13 protein-coding genes are annotated in these 16401 nt (G+C 29.0%); 11 read left to right on the top strand and 2 right to left on the bottom strand.

Annotation, left to right across the window (positions count from 1 at the left end; all coding sequences use genetic code 11):
- The first annotated feature begins 11 nt into the window (after positions 1 to 11).
- From FIA58_RS03525 to FIA58_RS03490, 8 genes are all read left to right on the top strand, one after another.
- A complete protein-coding gene (locus FIA58_RS03525; protein ID WP_140960127.1) occupies positions 12 to 479 on the top strand; it encodes a DMP19 family protein in 468 nt (155 codons plus the stop codon).
- Between the two features lie 81 nt (positions 480 to 560).
- A complete protein-coding gene (locus FIA58_RS03520; RefSeq protein WP_140960125.1) occupies positions 561 to 2204 on the top strand; it encodes a DUF6377 domain-containing protein in 1644 nt (547 codons plus the stop codon).
- Between the two features lie 277 nt (positions 2205 to 2481).
- Positions 2482 to 5430 carry a SusC/RagA family TonB-linked outer membrane protein gene (locus tag FIA58_RS03515; protein WP_140960123.1) on the top strand — a complete coding sequence of 983 codons (2949 nt, stop codon included), beginning with the start codon at positions 2482 to 2484 and terminating at the stop codon, positions 5428 to 5430.
- Between the two features lie 9 nt (positions 5431 to 5439).
- On the top strand, positions 5440 to 6915 hold the full coding sequence (locus FIA58_RS03510; RefSeq protein WP_140960120.1) for a RagB/SusD family nutrient uptake outer membrane protein: 1476 nt from the start codon (positions 5440 to 5442) through the stop codon (positions 6913 to 6915).
- Between the two features lie 10 nt (positions 6916 to 6925).
- Entirely contained in the window at positions 6926 to 8647 is a 1722-nt protein-coding gene (locus FIA58_RS03505; RefSeq protein ID WP_140960118.1) for a SusE domain-containing protein, read from the top strand.
- Positions 8648 to 8664: 17 nt separating this feature from the next.
- Positions 8665 to 10107, top strand: a complete 1443-nt coding sequence (locus FIA58_RS03500) for a glycoside hydrolase family 30 protein (RefSeq protein ID WP_208022749.1) — start codon at positions 8665 to 8667, stop codon at positions 10105 to 10107.
- 1 nt (position 10108) lies between these two features.
- A complete protein-coding gene (locus FIA58_RS03495) occupies positions 10109 to 11587 on the top strand; it encodes a glycoside hydrolase family 30 protein (protein ID WP_140960116.1) in 1479 nt (492 codons plus the stop codon).
- A gap of 550 nt (positions 11588 to 12137) precedes the next feature.
- Positions 12138 to 13151: an SAM-dependent methyltransferase gene (locus tag FIA58_RS03490; RefSeq protein ID WP_140960114.1), complete on the top strand. Its 1014-nt coding sequence runs from the start codon at positions 12138 to 12140 to the stop codon at positions 13149 to 13151.
- Between the two features lie 350 nt (positions 13152 to 13501).
- Here the strand turns inward: FIA58_RS03490 and FIA58_RS03485 are convergent, their stop codons facing one another.
- The gene (locus FIA58_RS03485; RefSeq protein ID WP_140960111.1) at positions 13502 to 13939 is read right to left on the bottom strand and encodes an Hsp20/alpha crystallin family protein; all 438 of its coding nucleotides are present in this window, start codon (positions 13937 to 13939) and stop codon (positions 13502 to 13504) included.
- Positions 13940 to 14098: 159 nt separating this feature from the next.
- Entirely contained in the window at positions 14099 to 14500 is a 402-nt protein-coding gene (locus FIA58_RS03480; protein WP_140960109.1) for a TerB family tellurite resistance protein, read from the bottom strand.
- Between the two features lie 48 nt (positions 14501 to 14548).
- Here FIA58_RS03480 and FIA58_RS03475 point away from each other — a divergent pair, with 48 nt between their 5' ends.
- The 3 genes from FIA58_RS03475 to FIA58_RS03465 are packed head-to-tail and all read left to right on the top strand — an operon-like array spanning position 14549 to position 16293.
- The gene (locus FIA58_RS03475; RefSeq protein ID WP_140960107.1) at positions 14549 to 15334 is read left to right on the top strand and encodes an alpha/beta hydrolase; all 786 of its coding nucleotides are present in this window, start codon (positions 14549 to 14551) and stop codon (positions 15332 to 15334) included.
- A 27-nt stretch (positions 15335 to 15361) separates the two neighbouring features.
- A complete protein-coding gene (locus FIA58_RS03470; RefSeq protein WP_140960105.1) occupies positions 15362 to 15805 on the top strand; it encodes a DUF1456 family protein in 444 nt (147 codons plus the stop codon).
- Positions 15805 to 16293 carry a hypothetical protein gene (locus FIA58_RS03465; RefSeq protein WP_140960103.1) on the top strand — a complete coding sequence of 163 codons (489 nt, stop codon included), beginning with the start codon at positions 15805 to 15807 and terminating at the stop codon, positions 16291 to 16293. Before FIA58_RS03470 ends, FIA58_RS03465 begins: the two co-directional genes overlap by 1 nt.
- The last annotated feature ends 108 nt before the right edge of the window (positions 16294 to 16401 follow it).

Here is a 16401-nt window from a genome sequence, read left to right as displayed (position 1 = left end):
AACTTCTTAAAATGAAAAATACAAAAGAAATCCTTCAATTGACTGACGAAGTCGAAATTATTGAAGCCATAGGAACCATTATTTGGGATAAAAAACAAGAAGACGACACACTTACTGAAGGAGAAACTTATTTTGTACTCATCGATATTTTTGAAGGAGCTATGAATGAAGGAGGTTTTTCGTTCTTTTTTGAAAAAGAAGCTGGTGATTATGCACGAGAAATTTTAGAAGCATATAAAAAAATTGGTGCTCCAAAAACGGCCAATATAATAGCAAAAGCTATTGGTTCATTTGGAGTAAATAATTATTATGACGAAATCGAAAAAAGAAAGAAAGCTATTGCTAAACTAGATGAAAAAGTAATTTCTGGTTGGGAAGATTTAGATGAAATCTTTTTTAATGACGAGCAAGAAGAAGATATTGTTTCCTTAATTGTTAGCTATATTAAGAATAACCAAACTGAATTTGATTATAAGTAAATTGCATTCTTAAAACTTAGATTCTCAAAAAACAAAAAAATATAGTACTTTTAAATTTTGTCTTTAAAAGTACTATTCAACATGCTATCCAAACTACCTTTATTAATTAGTCTTTTTTTATCACTTCAATATTGTTTTGCAAATACTGAAACAGATTCCTTAATTGTTGCTCTTGAAAAAGAGATTGTAAATAGTAAAACTTACGTTCAAAATAAAGAAAATAAAATACAAAATTTAGAATCGCTATTAAAAGACGAAAAGGCAAATCTTGCAAATCAATATTTTATTATTTCAAAAATAATTGATGAATACCAATATTATAGCTTCGATAAAGCACTCTTTTACACAGAAAAAAATCTTGAAGTAGCAAAAAAGTTAAGTGATCAGTTTAAAATAACTGAATCTAAGCTAAAGTTAGGAAGACTACTCGTAGATTCTGGAAGATATAAAGAGTCATTAGATTTAGTAAAAGGAATACAATCTAAAAATCTAAAATCTGAATTAATTAATAACTTCTATTTTATTCATAAAGAAGCATATTCAGGCCTAAGTTTTTATACGATGGTAAAGAACAGTAAATCGGAATATGATTTACTATATGCAAAATACAAAGATTCTTTATCCGAAAAATTAGCAAACTCCTCTTCTGAAACATTGTCTTTATTAGAAAAAAAATACAGAGACAATAGAGAATTAAAAAAAGCTTTAGCTATTAATTCCAAAAGATTACAAAACACAAAAATAGGCAATAGAGCTTATTCTATGGTTACTTTTGAAAGATCGTTATTGTACCAATTGAATAATGACTTAGATAATCAAAAGAAGTTTCTGATATTATCTGCTATTTCTGATATTCGTGCCAATGTTAAAGACAATGCTTCTTTAACAGAATTAGCAATGTTATTGTACTCAGAAAATGATATTGATAGAGCACATAATTTTATTACATTTTCAATGGAAGATGCTAAATTCTATAATTCACCTTTACGATTTGTAAATATTTCAAATATTCTACCAGCAATAACTAATGCTTATGAAACTAGAAGCAACGAACAAAAAACTAAACTAAAGAACTTCATTATCTTGATTAGTCTATTGAGTCTTATTTTACTAATTGTACTATTCTATATTTTCAAACAAAATAAAAAAATATCAAGTGCAAGAAACAGATTAAATGAAGCTAATAAAGAATTAAACCGACTTAATACTGAACTTAATTTCACAAATGAAGATTTAAGTAAACTATATCAATTATTATCTGAATCAAACGATATAAAAGAACATTACATCGCTATGTTTCTAAATCTTTACTCTGAGTATATTGATAAATTAGACATTTACAGAAAATCGGTAACAAAATATATTATAACTAATAAAACCAATGAATTGTTAGAATTAACTAAATCTAAACATGTTATTGATACTGAATTAAAAATCTTCTATAAAAATTTTGATGAATCCTTTCTTCACATTTACCCTAATTTTATTTCTCAGTTTAATGAATTATTAAAACCAGAAGAAAGAATTCTACTTAAAAATGGTGAAGAACTATTAAATACTGAATTGAGAATTTATGCATTAATCCGTTTAGGTATAACAAATAGTGCTAAAATATCTAAAATATTAAGATATTCAGTAAATACTATATATAATTATAGAGTTAAAATTAAAAATAGCGCAATTAATAGAGATAATTTTGAAGATGCTGTAAAAAAAATAGAATAAAATTACATTTTTAAGATATTTATTTTGATATAAATCAATAAAAATCTATATTTTTAACTACTTTTTTTAAAAACAAATTTTATACTAAAAATTTGATTATCAATTAATTAATTTTAAAAAAAACTAATTTAAATCTACTTTTTTTCTACTCTAAATCAGATAGGTTAAACATTTGTCTACTTTTGAATTAACAATAAATTAACAAGTCGCTACAACGATTTAGTAAATTTAATTGGATAACAAAAAATTACAAATATTAACTAACATTTAGTTTTTTATGATTTTACTCAATCAAAAAAGTACACGATTTTTTATTATTTTCTTTCTATTTACTGCATTGTCATTTGGACAACTTAAAACTATAAAAGGAAAAGTTACAGATAAAAATGGACTTCCTATTCCTGGAGCTTCAGTATTTATAAAAAATTCAAAAATTGGTACTAATACAGATTTTAATGGTTTATTCGAATTACAAATTAATACTGATCCGAAAGCTATTTTAGTTATTTCTTATGTAGGAATGATAGAACAAGAAGTACCTTTAGGTGATGAAACTTACATAACTATTGCGCTATTAGACAATGTTGAATCACTTAAAGAAATTATAGTAATTGGATACGGTACACAAAAGAAAAGTGATTTAACTGGAGCTGTTAGTGTTATAGATGGTGATAATTTCGAATCACGTTCAACTGGTCAAATTGGAAACCTAATTCAAGGCCAAACTACTGGTGTACAAGTTTTAACTAGCTCTGGAAAACCTTCTCAGGGATTAAGTATAAGAATTAGAGGTACTTCTTCAATACTGTCTGGAAGTGAACCTTTGTATGTTGTTGATGGAGTTCCTACAACAGATACAAGATCAATAAACCCTTCTGATATTGAAAGTATTTCTGTTTTAAAAGATGCTGCATCTGCCGCTATTTATGGTGCAAATGGTGCAAATGGTGTCGTTTTAATTACTACCAAAAAAGGTACTACTTCTAAACCAAAAGTTTCATATGACTCCTACATAGGTGTATCTCAAGTATGGAAAACATTAAAAGTATTAAATGGTGAACAGTACAGAGATTTAATGGGAGAATTAGGATTAACTACAGATTGGAATACTTACAACAAGAATACAGATTGGCAAAATGAAATTTTTCAAGATGGGTATTCTTTTAATAATCAATTTTCTTTTTCAGGAAAAACAGAAGGAACAAATTACTATGTTTCAGCTGGTAACATAAAGCAAGAAGGAGCTGTAAAAAGCGCTGAATTAAACCGACTTAATTTTAAGATTAACTTAGACCAAAAAATAAATGATTGGCTTTCTGCTGGCACAAGAATTTCATATACAAAATATTCAGATATAGATGTTAAAGATAATACAAGTGTTAATTCTGGTGGTGTTTTACTTGGTGCTTTAACAACTCCATCAGTAATTGGTGTATATAATGCAAACGGAAGTTTTACAAGTAACCCATTTCAAAACTGGGAAAACCCATTAGCAAGTACTGACGGGTTGGAAAGAGAATATAATAACACTAGATTTTTAGCAAACTTATTTTTTGAAGCTAAATTCTTAAAAGATTTTAAATTCAAAACAAACTATGGCATTGATAACTCAAACGGAGTATATGAGTCTTTTTTAGATCCTAATAGAACTGGTTATGGTAGAGCTATTAAAGGACAAGCTATAAGAACGACTAATACAACAGATTACTATATTTTTGATAACACCATTACTTATTCAAAAACAATAGGAAATCATAAAGTTGAAGGCTTAGTTGGTTCAGTTATTCAAAAATTCAAGTTTGACAATTCAAACATGGAAACCAGAAATTTTGCAAGTGCAACAATTACAACACCTAATGGTGGTTCAGAGCTAATCGCAGCAACAGCTTCTAAATCAGAAAAATCTAATACTGCATTCATCAGCAGGTTAAATTATAGTTTTAATGATAAATATCTATTAACTGCTAACTTCAGAGCTGATGGTTCAAGTGTTTTTGGACCAAATAAAAGATGGGGTTATTTTCCTTCAGTATCTGTTGGTTGGAAAATTTCTAATGAAAATTTCTTAAGAGAGAATACATTAATAAGTAACTTAAAAGTAAGAGCTAGCTACGGAATTGTTGGTAATGACCAAATTAGAAATTACGCTTATTTGGGAATTATAGGTTCTGGTGCTAATTATCCTATTGGAGGTTCTGCACAACCAGGAACTTATCCAGGTACAATTGAAAACTTCAATCTAAAATGGGAAGAATCTACTCAAAAAAATATAGGAATTGATTTTAGTATACTAAATAATCGAGTCCAATTAACTGCGGATGCCTATATAAAAAACACAAAAGATTTATTATTAGAAGCTCCTTTACCAACAACTACAGGATTTGATAGAGCTGTACAAAACATTGGAGAAGTTCAAAACAAAGGACTTGAACTTGGTCTAAAAACAGTTAACGTTGATACTAACAACTTCAAATGGAATTCTACTTTTAATATTTCATTCAATAAAAATGAAGTAATTAATTTAGTTGGAGAAGAATTGTACTTAGGAGATATTGCTGGAAGAGGAGGAGCCATTTTAGTTAAAGAAGGACTGCCCTTAGGAAGTTTCTTTGGCTATGTTTATGGTGGTGTAGATCCTACAAGTGGAAATGCATACTATATTGACAAAAATGGTGCGTCAACATTCAATCCTAGTGAAGATGATAGAGTTATTATTGGTGATGCTAACCCAGATTTCATATACTCTATTAATAACTCATTCTCTTACAAAGGAATTGGATTACAAATATTTTTACAAGGAACTTATGGAAATGACATGCTAAATGCAACAAGAATTGAAACAGAAGGCATGACTGATCCTAAAAATCAAAGCATAGAAGTATTAAATAGATGGAGGCAACCTGGAGATATAACAGATATTCCAAGAGCTTCGTTTGGTAACACAGACAATTCAAGATTGTCAACTCGTTTCATTGAAGATGCATCCTACCTTAGATTCAAAGCGATTACATTGAGTTACGATTTTAACCAAAATACATTGGAAAAATTAAATTTATCTAATCTACGTTTTTATGTCACTGGTGAAAATTTAATAACCTTAACCAATTATTCAGGTTTTGATCCTGAAGTAAATGCCTTTGGAGGAAGTAATACTGTTCAAGGCATAGATTATGGAACCTATCCACAGTCAAGAACAATACTATTTGGCTTTAATATTACATTTTAAAATATATTCATGAAAAAAATACTTATCATATCGTTAACAATACTAAGTTTATCTATAACTTCTTGTGATGACTTTTTAGACTTAGAACCTATCTCTGAAGAAACAAGTGGTAATGGATACAATACAGCAGGTCAAATAGAATCAGCCCTTGTAGGTGCATACGAATCCTTTCAATCAGCTGAATATTATGTTTGGGATAATATTTTATTTTCAGATGTAAGAGCAGATAATGCTTATGCTGGTGGTGATAATCCTGAAGTTTTTTCTATCGACAAATTAGAGGTAACACCTACAAATTCTAGAATTTTTAAAAATTGGTCAAATCTTTACAATGCAATTTCAAAAGCTAATCTAGTTTTAGCTAAACTTGATGGAGTAAATGACCCTTTACTAACACAAGAAAGAAGACAGCAAATAAGAGGTGAAGCTCTTTTTTTACGATCATACCATTATTTTACATTAGTAAAGCTTTGGGGTGATGTACCATTAGTTACTACTTATTCAACTTCGGTAGCTCCAGAAGATGTTAATATACCTAGAAGACCAGTTTCAGAAGTCTATGATTTTATTATTGATAACTTAGAGCAAGCTGTATTATTGCTTCCTGACACTTATGGAAATGACGATACTGTTAATAAAGCTAGAGCAACTTCTGGTGCAGCACATGCTTTGATAGCTAAAGCTTATGCTCAAAAACCAAATCCTAACTATCAAAAAGTTATAGATCATGTAGTAGCACTTGAAAATAGCGATGCTAACTATGCATTAATTAATTATAATAATTTGTTTGATGGAAATAATTACAACAACAAAGAATCTATTATAGAAGTGCAGTTCTTAGGGGCAAACGAAGGTAATTATGGACCTCAATTATTATTACCTCCTTCTTTAACTGGTGATTCTTGGAGAAAATTTATTACACCCTCACATAATTTAATAGCTGCTTTTGATGAACAATCTGACAATGTAAGAAAAAATACAAGTATCAAATTTGAAAGTGTTCAATGGGTAGATGAATATTGGGGAAATACTACTGGCAGTTCTATTCCATTTAGTTATAAATGGAAAAATGCTAGTGGTTTTGCAAGTTCAAATCGTCAATATTTACTTAGATATGGTGATTTAGTTCTGCTCAAAGCTGAAGCATTAAACGAATTAAACCAATTAGAGCCTGCTGCTACAGAAGTAAATAGAATAAGAAATAGAGTAAATCTACCTAATTTAACTGCATCACAAAAAAGTTCTAAAGAAGTATTAAGAGAAACTATTTTAAAAGAAAGAAGGCTAGAGTTATTTCAAGAAGGTCATAGATGGGATGATTTAGCAAGATTTAATCAATTAGTTAGTACTATGAATAACTTAGTTGAAATTGATTTAAGAAACGGAAACCCTGTAAATTATAATATGACTCAAGCAAAAATTTTGTTACCAATTCCTCAACAAGAATTGGACAGAAATCCTGCTTTAGTTCAAAATCCATTATAAAACTACTGTTATGAAAAAATATATTCAAATTATACTACTTTTTACTGCAACATGTTCTTTTCTTTCATGTGAACAAGACAATTTAGACCCTTTAGGAAATTGGGAATTAAAACCAGCTACAATTGAATTACCTTCTGATAATACAACAATCGAATTAGATGAACTCACACCTAACGAGACAGTTACATTTAGTTGGTTACCTGCTGTTTCAACAGCAAACTATACTATAAAATATTCTATAGTTTTTGACACTATTGGTTCAACTTCCTTTGATTCACCTATTTTAGAATTATCTTCTGCAAATAACGGAAAAGACTTATCATTAGGAATTTCAAATAGTACAATTAATGAATACTTATCCTATAGTGGTTATCCTGCAAATGAAATTGCAACTATTACTTGGGCTGTAAAAGCAAAATGCCTAGACAAAGTGGCATACGCAAGTCAGGATATTTCATTTAAGAGATTTTCTACAGAATTAACTCCAACAAAACTTTATGTGTCTGGTACTGCAACTGAAAACAATACTGTTTTGAGTACAGCTATTGAAATGAAACGTTTGAATAATTCAGATGGGAATCCATCAAACAAACATGAAATTTTTACAACATTAACAGCTGGGAATAGCTTCAAATTTTATAGTGAAAAAACGCTACCATGCCATCAATATGGAAATAATAATGATGGTGATTTAATAAAATCGGGGAACCCAATAGTAATTACTGAGACTGCTCAATATAGAATATCTGTTGACTTAGAAAACAATACTTACGACCTCTTAAAAATTGACAATTGGAGCATAGTAGGAGACCCAATCAATGGAGGTTGGAGTGGAGATACTCCATTAACATATCAAGGTGGTGGAATTTGGAAGTCTTCTGTACAATTAATAAATACTGGAAACTTTGTTTTCAGAGCAAATGGTGATTGGTCATACTTATTAAAGAGAATTCAAGGCTCCACTAACAAATTAGTAATGGAAAGTGATGCTACTTCTCAAGGTATCACTTTTGAAGATATACCTTCATCAAACATTGGCAACTATTTGATTACTTTAAATTTATCTTCAAGTGGCTATACTTATACTATACAAATTGACACAAGTGCTCCAGATCCAATTGCTACTCCAAATCAACTGTTTTTACTAGCTAATGGAACTATGATCGAAGAATTTAGTAAAAATGGAGATTTATTTAGTTTAGATAAATTTATTCCGTTTCAATCTTCTGTAAATTATAGTTTAAATTCGGATGCTAATGGCACTGGAACTAGTTACTCTATAAATGGACAACTAGGTGTTTCTTCAAGTCCAGATGGAGATAAAGTAACTGGCAACAATACAATAGTAGAGAATGCTACCAATATTACAATTAATAATGACAGAGGTTTAAAACTTAGTATCGATTTTAGCCAAGCAACACTAAATTGGGAATATTACAATTTTAAATTATTTCATTGGCAAGTATGGGAGGATAGAGATGAACTTGTAATGACTTATCAACACCCTAATACTTATACAATTACTACTCCAATCAATGGAGGTTACGAAATGAAATTTATAAGTCCGTGGGACTTTGATATGGGAAGCAATTCTCCTAATGGATTAACAGGAAACATCACTAATGGTTCAGGCTCAAACATAACTAATGTAGCTACTAACGGAAATTATTTAGTCACAATTGTTTTAGATGGTACTTATCAATCAGGAACTTATTCTTTTGTTCAACAATAACTTTTAAAAATATATTTATGTTTACCAAAACGGCAACAAAAACACTCAAAATAGTATTGATTACATTACTTACTTCAATAGATTACAGCTGTGATAATAAAAACATGTCATATTATCCTCCTCCTATTATTGGTTCTGTTAATACTGATTTTTATTTAACTACACCTAGTAAATCAAGCCTATTAGCATTACAAAGCAATGGAATATCACCCTATTCCGAAAACAATAATTTTACAATTACAGTTTCTGAAGGCACAACCTATCAAACAATGGATGGCTTTGGTTATACATTAACAGGAGGAAGTGCACAATTAATAAACAATATGTCCGCTTCTGCAAAAAATGATTTATTACAAGAACTTTTTGGACAAGGCGAAAACAGTATTGGGGTTAGTTATCTTAGAATAAGTATAGGAGCATCTGATCTTGATGCTTCTGTATTTTCTTATGATGATTTACCTCCTGGACAAACAGATGTAAATTTAAATAATTTTGCAATTACACCAGATTTGGCTAATCTTATTCCTGTATTAACGCAAATAAAATCTATTAATCCAAATATAAAAATAGTAGGTTCTCCTTGGTCAGCACCATCTTGGATGAAGACTAATGAATCAAGCATTGGTGGAGAGTTACAAACCATTTACTATGCAACCTATGCCAATTATTTTGTGAAATATATTCAAGCTATGGAAGCTAATGGCGTTACAATTGATGCAATTACCATTCAAAATGAACCAGAAAACCCATACAATAATCCAAGTATGTTGATGTCTGCTCCTCAACAAACCGATTTTATCAAAAATAATTTAGGACCTACATTTGCTTCAAATAACATTCAAACTAAAATTATCATTTTTGATCATAATTTAGATCATCCTAACTATCCTATTTCTATTTTAAATGATAATGCTGCAAGTGCTTATATAGATGGCTCTGCATTTCATTTATATGCTGGACAAATTGACAATATGAGTTTAGTTCATAATGCCTACCCAGATAAAAATGTATACTTCACAGAACAATGGATTCAGTCTCCTGGAAATTTTGCTTCAGATATTAAATGGCACTTTAGAGAACTAATGATAGGTGCTCCAAGAAACTGGAGTAAAACTGTCCTACAATGGAATTTAGCTGCTGATCCTAATAATGCTCCTCACACTCCAGGTGGATGTACTGAATGTCTAGGTGCTGTAACAATTAACGGTAGCTCAATAGAAAGAAATCCTGCTTACTATATTATTGGACACTCATCTAAATTTGTACCAACAGGATCCGTTAGAATACAATCAAATACCTCAACAGAACTTCCAAATGTGGCTTACAAAACTCCAGAAGGAAAAATCGTAGTTATTGTCTTGAATAATACTGATTCACAAAAATCTTTTAATATTAATGCAGCAAATGAACCTATATCAACAATTCTTCCTGCTGGTTCTGTAGCAACTTATGTGTGGTAAAATGAATAAAATAATATATATACATATTTTCCTATTGATTCTAATTTCTTGTAATCAATCAGAGAAAAATTCTGGTACAATTAATAACAATGTCTCTCCTGAAATTGAAACCAAAGAATATAAAACTGCAAATGTCTATACAACTGCAGAAAATACTACTTTACGATTAACTGTAACTAACTCATTAACATTTGAAAATACTAACCAACCTTTAGAAACTGAAATTTTTGTTACTATTAATCCAGAAAAAGAATTCCAAGAATTTTTAGGAATAGGAGGCGCTATAACCGATGCATCTGCGGAAGTGTTTGCGAAATTAAGTCCTGATAAACAAGAAGAATTCTTAAATGCCTACTATAGTAACGAAGGAATTAATTATAACATCATAAGAACTAATATCAATAGTTGCGATTTTAGTACAGAAAGCTACACCTATATTAAAGATGGTGATACAGAATTAAACAGTTTTGACATCTCAGTAGATAAAAGATTTAAAATTCCATTAATTAAAAAAGCTGCTGATTTAATAAAAGAAGATTTAGTTTTTTATGCAAGTCCATGGAGTCCTCCAGCATTTATGAAAAGTAATAAAGACATGCTTAAAGGCGGTAAATTATTACCTAAATATTATGATTCTTGGGCTAAATATTATACAAAATTCATTAAAGCATATGAAAAAGAAGGACTTCCTGTTTGGGGAATTACACTTCAAAATGAACCCATGGCAACTCAAAAATGGGAATCTTGTATTTATACTGCTGCTGAAGAAAGGGACTTTTTAAAAAATCATTTAGGACCAATAATGGAAAAAGAAGGTCTTTCCGAAAAAAACATAGTGGTTTGGGATCATAATAGAGACCTAATTTCTCATAGAGCTAATGTAATCTTTAGTGACAAAGAAGCTGCAAAATATGCTTGGGGAATTGGTTTCCATTGGTACGAAACATGGACTGGTGGTGAACCAAAATTTGATAACGTTAAAACAGTAAATCAATCGTTCCCTACAAAAAATCTACTTTTCACAGAAGGTTGTCAAGAAGAGTTTAGTCAAGAAAACTATCAAAAATGGAGTAATGCAGAACGCTATGGCAATGCTATGATTAATGATTTCAATAATGGAACAGTTGGTTGGACAGATTGGAATATCTTATTAAATGAAAACGGTGGGCCAAATCATGTTCAAAACTTTTGCTTCGCTCCTATTCATGCCGATTTGACAAAGAACGAATTGATTTATACTCCCTCTTATTACTACATTGGTCACTTTTCAAAATTCATTAAACCAAATGCAAAAAGAGTAAGCACATCAACAAGTAGAAGTACAATAGAAAGTACTACATTTAAAAACAAAGATGAACAATTAATCTCTGTTGTTATGAATAAAACAAGTGAGCCAATAGATTACAAAATTATTATATCTAACAAAGAAATTAATTTACAAATCCCAGCACATGGAATTCAAAGTGTATTGATTAATTAAAAATTAGAAAAACAAAAAAATAGTTACTGCTTAATTAACTTACCATTAAAAATAAAAAAAGTATGAAAAAAATTAAATGGATTAAAAATAGTTAGTTTACGCTTCATTATATCAAATGCAACTATCTGTAAAAGTTTTTCACAACAATTAACCGTTTCTGCTACAGAAGGTAAAATACTAAAAGATGGAAACCCTATAACCTTAAGAGGAGTCAATTTTGGAAATTGGCTTCTTTGAGAAGGTTATATGATGAATTTAGATAAAAATAGTTCAATTGAACATATAACTAATAAAAGCTACTTAAATTAAGTAGCTTTTATATTTACTTAAAACAGGTAAAAATACGGGGTTATACTTTTAAAAATTTAATTACTTTTGCTATTGTAATTACAATACTTTAACACAATTCCCAATTTTATATTGGAAATCTACTCCATGAAAAATCAAGCAAATAGGCAAAAAGCTTTAGGGAATTGTGTTCTTTTAAAATAAAATTTAAAGAATTATAATTACATTTAAAATATTAACCCCTTTAATTTTACTTAAATTCATGTCTAATCATATTGAAAATCTTCAAAAAATAGGTAAAATTTTCACTAATGATAACAATGATTTTCTCGAACATACTGAAGCAATTAATCAATACAAATCTATAGTACACGAATTGTCTTCATTAGATAACAACAACGAAAACAATAAGCAAGATCTTTATTTTAATAATGGAAAAGCCATAGGTACAACTTGGGCAGCGATGTGTTTGAACGATATCTTACGAACAAAAATTTTTATAAAGAGTATTTTCAAAGCTATTGCATCTCTTCAAAAAAAAGGAAAAAAACCAATACATATTCTTTATGCTGGAACTGGACCTTTTGCTACCTTACTTTTACCCATATTAGCTACATATTCACCGCAAAAAGTAAAAGTGACTTTAGTTGAAATCAATAAAGAAAGCTTTAACAACATGCAACAAATCATTAAAAAACTAGGATTCGATGGACATGTTGTAAATTATGAAAATAAAGATGCAACTACCCTAAAAATCAGTTCTAAACTTCCTATTGATATTATTGTCAGCGAAACTTTACAATGTGGATTAGTCAGAGAACAACAAGTACCTATTACTATTAATTTATTAAATCAAGTTCCTCAAAACACCATTTTAATTCCTGAAATGGTAGCTCTAGATGTTTGTTTAATAAATTACAATGCTTTTGAGAATAAAACTTTAGAAACAATTGAAAGTGACTATTGTATCGTTCTTGATAGATTAATTGAAATTAATAATAAGTCAAACGATGAACTCCATTATTCTCTAAATGACACTACTACGCAAGTTCTAGCTGAAAAAGAAATAACTATTTATCCAGAAATGGTAAAATTATACGAAACATTAATGCTTACTACAAGAATTACAGTTTTTGAAAATGAAATGATTCAATTTAATGAAAGTGGCTTAACAACACCTATTTACTTAGATAGATTTTCAGATTTAAAAGAAAAAAAGACTTTTAAAATTGCTTACAAAGTAGATGCAGAACCTGGATACATAATACATTACTAAATATATCTAACAGCAATTTTGTTACATTAGTTAAACTAAATAAAAAATATTCATAGTAAAATTGTTTAATTTACCTATTCACTCTACTATTCTTTCATTCGGTATTTTCACAGCAAATAAAGAACACTTTAATTCTGTTACATAAAGCTAGAAACTTTTACAATCAAATACAGAATTTAGATAGTGCATATTACTTGACTAAAAAATACATAGCACTACAAACAGTTTATCACCTATTTTTAATTACTTCAAAAATAAATTATTACTTTCCATAAAAAATGCCCCAAATAATGTCTAACTTTTGGGGCATGTCTACAATTAAGCTTTTTATTCTTATAACAACTAAGTACTTAGCCAATTTCTATAAAACGTTTTGGCTTTGGCAAAGCTTCTTCTCTTTTTGGAAGGCTCAAATACAATACTCCATTTTCATAGCTAGCTTTAATATCGTCTTCATTTACCGTTTCTGGAAGTGTGAAAGAACGCTTAAAAGAGGAAAAACTGAATTCTTTACGAGTATATTTCCCGTTTTCACTTTGTTCTTCTAATTCATTTTTTCGTTCAGAAGAAATGGATAATACATTTTCATCTACTTCAATTTTGAAATCTTCTCTTTTTAACCCTGGTGAAGCCAACTCAATTTTAAATTCGGTTTCGGTTTCTTTAATATTTACAGCTGGTACAGTTGAGTTAGAAAAACCTTGAACACCACCCATAAAATCAGGTTTAAACAATTCTTCCATTACTGAAGGAAAAAAGAATTTTGGATTTGATTTTACTAAGTTCATATCTATAAATTTTTAGTTAAACAATTATTTGCATTATTTAACGCAAACAATATTCCAAAACAAAAAAAAGTCAAAATGTCCTTTCTATTTGTTTAAGAAAAGACATTTTGACTTTTTTTTAAGATTTATTTAATACATAACTGACTAAATTTCAGATTATTAATTATGCTGTTCCGCAAAAACAGATAATAAAGTCTGTCCATCAATCATACGATTAGGTGATTTCTTCATCAAATGCAATACACGTTTCATAGCATAAGGATTCAACCCCATATTAATGCCTATTTCATTTATTTTTATTTGTTCCTTTTCATGTAAAACACCATCAGAATGCATTAATAAAGCCAATCTGTAAAACTGACAAACTCTATTAAATTCATCTTTAATTACCTTAACTTCTGTTCTTTTTTCAAAAAGTTTATGAAAGGCTTCTTTTTCAATCTCAAGTTCCAATGAGACCATTTCTATAAAATCATATTCCCTATCATGCAATTCTCCATCTATCAATGCAAAGGCAATCATTTCTTGCAATAAGCTAATTTTTTCTTGGTAGGTTTCCATCAAAATAGTACTTTTATGAAGATTAATATCATCCAAATATAATTAAAAATGAAAAAACTTGGCTTTCTTTTCATTATCTTTTTTTGTTTACCCAATATCACACAAGCTCAAAAACGCTATTCCACCTTTGAAATGGAAGCTCCACAATTAGACACTATAAAGAAAATTTGGGTCTATTTACCTTTAGATTATGATACTTCTACTAAAAAATATCCCGTTTTATACATGCATGATGCTCAAAATTTATTTGATGCAAAATCTTCTTATGCAGGAGAATGGCGAATTGACGAAACACTAGATAGCTTAAAAGCAAAAATAATTATCATAGGAATCGAACACGGAAATAACAAAAGACTTAGCGAATTAACTCCTTATAAAAACTCAAAATACGGTGGTGGAAACGCAGATGCTTACCTAGATTTTATTGTTTCTACTGTAAAACCTTATGTAGATTCTGTTTATAGAACAAAAAAGAATACAAGAAACACGGGAATCATGGGAAGTTCATTAGGTGGTTTAACTTCTTATTATGCTAGTTTAAAATATCCAGAGGTGTTTGGTAAAGTAGGTGTTTTTTCTCCTTCTTTTTGGTTTTCCAATGAAATTTACACCTTAACGGAAGCAACAGAAAAAATGGATACTAAATTTTATTTCATGTGTGGTGACAGCGAAAGCGAAGATATGGTCGATGAAATGAACCAAATGATCCAACTTATTAGAGAAAAACGATGCGATTGTTTACACTTGCACAAAAAACACATTGTAGAAAATGGCAAACACAATGAAAAACTTTGGGCAAAAGAATTTGCAAAAGCGTATCTTTGGCTTTTCTAATTAAAAGTAGCTTACAATATATAAAAAATGACAAATAACGATATCTTCAAAAAACTACGTGTTGCCTTACAATTAAGAGACGACCAAATAGTAGAAATCCTAGAACTAGTTAACTTTAGAGTTTCAAAAGGAGAATTAGGAAACATTTTTAGAAATGAAGAGCATCCTAATTATGTAGAATGCGGTGACCAATTGTTACGTAACTTCTTAAACGGTTTAGTGATTCATTTAAGAGGCACAAAAGAGGAACCAAAAAATCCTATGGAAGTGATTAAAAGTCATAAAAGCACACCTCCAAAAGACGGCTATCCTGGAAGTGATAGAAATCAAGGAAAAGAAGAAAAACCAAAAAATACTACTTTTAAAAAAGCAGAAACAGGTTTCAAACCAAAGAAAAAACCATTTCCTAAAAAAGAACCTGTGGTAGAAAAAGTACGTTTCAAAAACGGAAAGAATAAGCCGAAAGAGTAATGATATTAGTTGGTATAATATTTTTATGCACATTTATAATTGGTAATTTTGGATTCCATTTTTATTATAAAAATAAAAGAGTTTTATTATTCAATGAAATTGGTAATAGAGATTACGTAGAAATAAAAAATATTGAAACTGAAATTTACTCTAGTAATAAAATGTCTGTTACTACAAAATTTTACATTTCAGAAATTATACTATTTGAAGGAAATCTATTTATTTTATTAAAGAAATCATTTTTTGGAGATTTAATAATTAAAAATTATCCAATTATCCAAATCTCAAGAAATGAAAACTCAAAAAAATATGATGGTGTTTTAAGAAAACATGTACTTAAAAAAAGTGAATTTGTAAATACAAAGATTAGATTTTACACTAATCATCAAATACCTATTAAATTAACTACAGAATTAGAATTAAACTTCGCAAACAAAAATAAAGAATTAAAAATTGTTACTGAATTCATAAATGAAAAATTGAATTAATAATTTCCTAAAAAAAATAATTAACATCAACAACACTCTTTCTATCAAAAACCATTTCATTTTTGTATTTTTGAACACCGTAAATTCATGGTCTTGAAATAAACCTAA

Source organism: Flavobacterium jejuense, assembly GCF_006491595.2.
In the GTDB taxonomy this organism is placed as follows: domain Bacteria; phylum Bacteroidota; class Bacteroidia; order Flavobacteriales; family Flavobacteriaceae; genus Flavobacterium; species Flavobacterium jejuense.
This window is presented reverse-complemented; position numbering and strand designations above follow the sequence as displayed.

Excerpts from the sequence above, each read along its gene's own strand:
- FIA58_RS03525 (WP_140960127.1), top strand. The coding sequence starts at position 12 with ATGAAAAATACAAAAGAAATCCTTCAATTGACTGACGAAGTCGAAATT.
- FIA58_RS03520 (WP_140960125.1), top strand. The coding sequence starts at position 561 with ATGCTATCCAAACTACCTTTATTAATTAGTCTTTTTTTATCACTTCAA.
- FIA58_RS03515 (WP_140960123.1), top strand. The coding sequence starts at position 2,482 with ATGATTTTACTCAATCAAAAAAGTACACGATTTTTTATTATTTTCTTT.
- FIA58_RS03510 (WP_140960120.1), top strand. The coding sequence starts at position 5,440 with ATGAAAAAAATACTTATCATATCGTTAACAATACTAAGTTTATCTATA.
- FIA58_RS03505 (WP_140960118.1), top strand. The coding sequence starts at position 6,926 with ATGAAAAAATATATTCAAATTATACTACTTTTTACTGCAACATGTTCT.
- FIA58_RS03500 (WP_208022749.1), top strand. The coding sequence starts at position 8,665 with ATGTTTACCAAAACGGCAACAAAAACACTCAAAATAGTATTGATTACA.
- FIA58_RS03495 (WP_140960116.1), top strand. The coding sequence starts at position 10,109 with ATGAATAAAATAATATATATACATATTTTCCTATTGATTCTAATTTCT.
- FIA58_RS03490 (WP_140960114.1), top strand. The coding sequence starts at position 12,138 with ATGTCTAATCATATTGAAAATCTTCAAAAAATAGGTAAAATTTTCACT.
- FIA58_RS03485 (WP_140960111.1), bottom strand. The coding sequence starts at position 13,939 with ATGAACTTAGTAAAATCAAATCCAAAATTCTTTTTTCCTTCAGTAATG.
- FIA58_RS03480 (WP_140960109.1), bottom strand. The coding sequence starts at position 14,500 with ATGGAAACCTACCAAGAAAAAATTAGCTTATTGCAAGAAATGATTGCC.
- FIA58_RS03475 (WP_140960107.1), top strand. The coding sequence starts at position 14,549 with ATGAAAAAACTTGGCTTTCTTTTCATTATCTTTTTTTGTTTACCCAAT.
- FIA58_RS03470 (WP_140960105.1), top strand. The coding sequence starts at position 15,362 with ATGACAAATAACGATATCTTCAAAAAACTACGTGTTGCCTTACAATTA.
- FIA58_RS03465 (WP_140960103.1), top strand. The coding sequence starts at position 15,805 with ATGATATTAGTTGGTATAATATTTTTATGCACATTTATAATTGGTAAT.